The sequence below is a fragment of the Acidovorax sp. HMWF029 genome (genome assembly GCF_003060895.1).
Lineage (GTDB): Bacteria > Pseudomonadota > Gammaproteobacteria > Burkholderiales > Burkholderiaceae_C > Acidovorax.
Window position 1 is genome coordinate 1 of record NZ_QAIH01000193.1, and the last position, 4,174, is coordinate 4,174.

4 protein-coding genes and 1 tRNA gene are annotated in these 4,174 nt (G+C 66.2%); 1 reads left to right on the forward strand and 4 read right to left on the reverse strand.

Annotation, left to right across the window (positions count from 1 at the left end; translation table 11 throughout):
- The 4 genes from selD to DBR12_RS13395 all read right to left on the reverse strand — a co-directional run.
- Positions 1-487: selenide, water dikinase SelD (gene selD / locus DBR12_RS13380; RefSeq protein ID WP_108617706.1), on the reverse strand; the 487-nt coding region annotated here is incomplete at its 3' end.
- A gap of 177 nt (positions 488-664) precedes the next feature.
- Positions 665-754, reverse strand: a tRNA-Ser gene (locus tag DBR12_RS13385).
- A gap of 33 nt (positions 755-787) precedes the next feature.
- Complete coding sequence (gene serS / locus DBR12_RS13390; protein ID WP_108617707.1) at positions 788-2,104, reverse strand: serine--tRNA ligase; 1,317 nt, start codon at positions 2,102-2,104, stop codon at positions 788-790.
- Between the two features lie 158 nt (positions 2,105-2,262).
- The gene (locus tag DBR12_RS13395; RefSeq protein ID WP_108617708.1) at positions 2,263-3,204 is read right to left on the reverse strand and encodes a threonine/serine dehydratase; all 942 of its coding nucleotides are present in this window, start codon (positions 3,202-3,204) and stop codon (positions 2,263-2,265) included.
- 178 nt (positions 3,205-3,382) lie between these two features.
- Between DBR12_RS13395 and DBR12_RS13400 the strand changes: the two genes are divergently transcribed.
- Positions 3,383-4,108 (forward strand): HPP family protein, encoded by a 726-nt coding sequence (locus tag DBR12_RS13400; protein ID WP_108617713.1) that lies wholly within the window; start codon positions 3,383-3,385, stop codon positions 4,106-4,108.
- The last annotated feature ends 66 nt before the right edge of the window (positions 4,109-4,174 follow it).

Here is a 4,174-nt window from a genome sequence, read left to right on the forward strand (position 1 = left end):
CCACCACCCCGGTCACCGCGAGGCCAAAGATAGGCTCCGGCGCATCGATGGAATGCCCGCCGGCCAGGGGAATACCCGCCGTGTCGCAAACGGCCCGCCCACCCCGCACCACATCGCGCGCAACCTCGGGGGGCAGGACGTTCACCGGCCAGCCCAGTATGGCAATAGCCATCAGAGGATCGGCCCCCATGGCGTAGATATCGCTTATGGCATTGGTGGCCGCAATGCGACCGAAATCAAAGGGGTCATCCACGATGGGCATGAAGAAGTCGGTGGTGGACACCACCCCACGCTCACCATCCAGCGCGTACACGGCCGCATCGTCGCGGGAGGTGTTGCCCACCCACAGCCGAGGGTCCAGGTTCTGCGCCCCACTGCCCGCCAGGATAACGTCAAGCACCTGGGGGCTGATCTTGCAGCCGCAGCCTGCCCCGTGGCTGTACTGGGTCAGGCGGATGGAGGATGTCGCTGGGCAATCGGGGGGCATGCGGAGTTCCTTCGAGACGTCTTGCGCAAGCTGCGCGAACCGTATTCTGACGCTGCAGAGCGCGTGGTTCATGCATCTCAACCTCGCCATCTACAAGTGGTAGGCTGGCTGCCCGATCCCCCGCCAAAAAGAAAAAGGCCCTGCGCTATGGATTAGATAGCTGCAGGGCCTCAATACTGGCGGAGAGGGTGGGATTCGAACCCACGGTGATATTGCTACCACGCCTGATTTCGAGTCAGGTACATTCGACCACTCTGCCACCTCTCCTGTGTGTCGAAGCCTGCGATTATAGCCAGATTTTCAGGGCTTGAGCACGGCTGTGCCGCCCAGGTACGGCCGCAGCGCCTCCGGCACCACCACACTGCCGTCGGCCTGCTGGTAGTTTTCCAGCACCGCCACCAGCGTGCGGCCCACGGCCAGACCCGAGCCGTTCAGGGTGTGCAGCAATTCGTTTTTACCCTGCGCATTCTTGAAGCGGGCTTGCAGGCGGCGGGCCTGGAAGGCTTCGCAGTTGCTCACCGAGCTAATCTCGCGGTAGGTGTTCTGTGCGGGCAGCCACACTTCCAGGTCATAGGTCTTGGCAGCGCCAAAACCCATGTCGCCCGTACACAGGCTCATCACGCGGTAGGGCAGGCCCAGCTTCTGCAGCACGGCCTCGGCGTGGCGCGTCATTTCTTCCAGCGCTTCGTAGCTCTTTTCAGGGTGCACGATCTGCACCATTTCGACCTTGTCGAACTGGTGCTGGCGGATCATGCCGCGCGTGTCGCGGCCGTAGCTGCCGGCCTCGGAGCGGAAGCACGGCGTGTGGGCCGTGAGCTTGATAGGCAGCTCGGACTCGGCCACCACCACATCGCGGACAAAGTTGGTCAGCGGCACTTCGCTGGTGGGGATGAGGTAGAGCGCTGCGTTGTCGGGCACGGGCTCGCCGTCCTGGCCGCCCTTCTTGGCGGCGAACAGGTCGCCTTCGAACTTGGGCAGCTGGCCGGTGCCCTTGAGGGAATCAGCGTTCACGGCATAGGGCACGTAGCACTCGGTGTAGCCGTGCTCCTGCGTCTGCACGTCCAGCATGAACTGGCTGAGGGCACGGTGCAGGCGGGCAATGGGCCCCTTCATCACGGTGAAGCGCGAGCCCGAGAGCTTGACGCCCATGTCGAAGTCGAGGCCCAGCGGGGTGCCCACATCGACATGGTCTTTCACTTCGAAATCGAACTTGCCAGGCGCGCCCCAGCGGCGCACTTCCACGTTGCCGGCCTCGTCGCCGCCCACAGGCACGGATTCGTGCGGCAGGTTGGGCACGGCCACCAGCATGGCCAGAAGTTCGGACTGGATTTGCTCCAGGCGGGCGGCGGACTGCTCCAGCTCCACCTTGCCTGCGGCCACCTGGGCCTTGATGGCCTCGGCGCCGTCCTTGTCGCCCCGGCTCATCAGCATGCCGACTTGCTTGGACAGCTGGTTGCGCTGGGCCTGCAATTCTTCGGTGCGGGTCTGCAGTGTCTTGCGCTCGGACTCCAGGGCCTGGAAAGCGGAGACATCCAGGAAGGCCTGGGGCTTTTTGCGGGTTTCCAGCCGCGCGATGGCGGTGTCGAGGTCTTTGCGGAGGAGAAGAATGTCAAGCATGGGTGGATTTTAGTTCCCCCCTGAGATGCTTCGCGCCTTCCCCCCCGAGGGGGGACGCCCCCAGCGCACGCAAGTGAAGCGCCGCATCTGCGGCGGGGCGGCCCTTGCGCGGGGGCGCTGGCGTGAGGCAGCGCCAGTTGCAGACGCGGTGAGCTGACTCAGTTGAGGGTACAGGGGTCGAAGTTGGCGCCGCAGAGAATGAGGGCCACGGTCTCTTGCGGCTGGGGTTTGTAGGCGCCGGTTTGCAGCGCGGCCAGGCCCAGCGCGGCGGCGGGCTCCACAGCCAGTTTCAGCTCCTTCCAGAGCCACAGCTGGGCAGCGCGGATGGCGTCGTCGGGCAGCAGCAGCGCATCGTGCACGTGGCGCTGGCTCACCTCCCAGCCAATGGCGCCGATGCGCTTGGCGCCCAGCGAGTCAGCGGCCACGCCACCCACTTCTACATCCACCGGCTGCCCTGCGGCGCGCGCCGCGTGCAGGGTGGGCGCGCGTTCGGGCTCCAGCGCGACCACATGGGCGCGGCTTTCCACCCACGCGGCCACGCCGCCGATGAGACCCCCTCCACCCACACTGACCAGCACCGTGTCGGGCAAGCGGCCCGCTTGTTCTTCCAGCTCCAGCGCCAAGGTGCCTGCGCCCGCCACCACCTCAGGCTGGTCGTAGGCATGGGCTTGCAGTGCGCCGGTGGTCTTCTGGCGGGCCACGCAAGCTTCAAAAGCCTGGGAATACGCCGCACCGGTGACAACCACCTCGGCCCCCAGCGCACGCAATCGGGCGCGTTTGGCCTCGGGCGAGACCTCTGGCACAAAGACTTCGCAGCGCACGCCCAAAGCCTGGGCCGCCGCCGCCACAGCAATACCGGCATTGCCGCCTGACGCAATGATGACGCCACTCTCGGGCACCGGGTTGGCCAGCAGGCGGTACAACATGCCGCGCGCCTTGAAGCTCCCGCCCACTTGCAGGTGTTCCAGCTTGAGCCAGACCTCGGCGCAGTCCACCCCCAGAGATCGGCCGGACACGCGCATCAGCGGCGTTGTGCGCAGAAAGTCGGGCTGGGTGGCCAGTTGGCGGCGGGCGGCGGCAATGGCGGCGCGGTCGATCATGCGGGGCTCCAGTGAGGCTGGTGGTATCCAAAGAGGAGGCAGTGTAGGGGCTTGTGCGGGGCTGCCCGCAACATGCGGACACAACGCAGCCTGCATACGCACTGCACTGCTGCCGATAACATGGGCAAGGCAATGCCCTGCGCACACGCGCTGGCGGACCTCCATGCGGGAGAAAACCATGTTCTTTGTATTCGGCCCGTCGGGCCAGATGTACCGGGGTGGCCCCGAAAACCTGACGCGCATTGCTGCGGTGCGCAGTGTGCAGCGCCCCCAGGCTCTGCGCACACGCGCCATGGATACGGAAAGTGGCCAGCCGGTGCCTGTCTTCACCCCCCCGCCGCGCCCCACGGCGTCAGGCACCAGCGCGGCCACAGCGCACACCATCGTCAACCTGCGCATGCACGACGCCGCCAGCGCCTACGCACAAACCGAACAGGGTCCACCGACCACCCGCCAGCCGCTGACCAAGGTCAGCGATGTGATGACCACCGGCGGCGTGGGTGTGGCGCCCGATGTGCGCGTGAACGATGCCTGGCAAACCCTGGCCGAGCACAAGGTGGCGCAGGCGCCCGTGGTGGATGCGCTGGGCCGCGTGATCGGGCTGTTGCTACGGGCCGATATGGCACCGCTGGACCTGCTGCCCGAGCCCGGCGCCGTGAAGCAAGCCATCGATCTGGCCCGCCGCCCGGTGGCGCAGGTGATGGTAAGCCCCGTGCCCACCGTCTCGGCCGACACTGAGCTGCGCCGCGTGGCCGCCGTGCTGCTCGACACCGGCCTGCCCGGGCTGCCGGTGACCGATGAAGCAGGCGTGCTGTCGGGCTTCATTTCGCGCACGGACATCCTGCGGGCCGTGGCAGCCGACCCGCCGCTGGACCTGTGGAGCGGACCCGCCGTGCCGCTGTGACGAAAATTTTGAACAAAAATAGCCGTTACCGCGCGATGGTCATGCGATAACAGCTATCAATTAAGG

What these genes read in the sequence shown, in the direction of transcription:
- DBR12_RS13395 (WP_108617708.1), bottom strand. Translation starts at nt 3,204, where the DNA reads ATGATCGACCGCGCCGCCATTGCCGCCGCCCGCCGCCAACTGGCCACC.
- serS (WP_108617707.1), bottom strand. Translation starts at nt 2,104, where the DNA reads ATGCTTGACATTCTTCTCCTCCGCAAAGACCTCGACACCGCCATCGCG.
- DBR12_RS13400 (WP_108617713.1), top strand. Translation starts at nt 3,383, where the DNA reads ATGTTCTTTGTATTCGGCCCGTCGGGCCAGATGTACCGGGGTGGCCCC.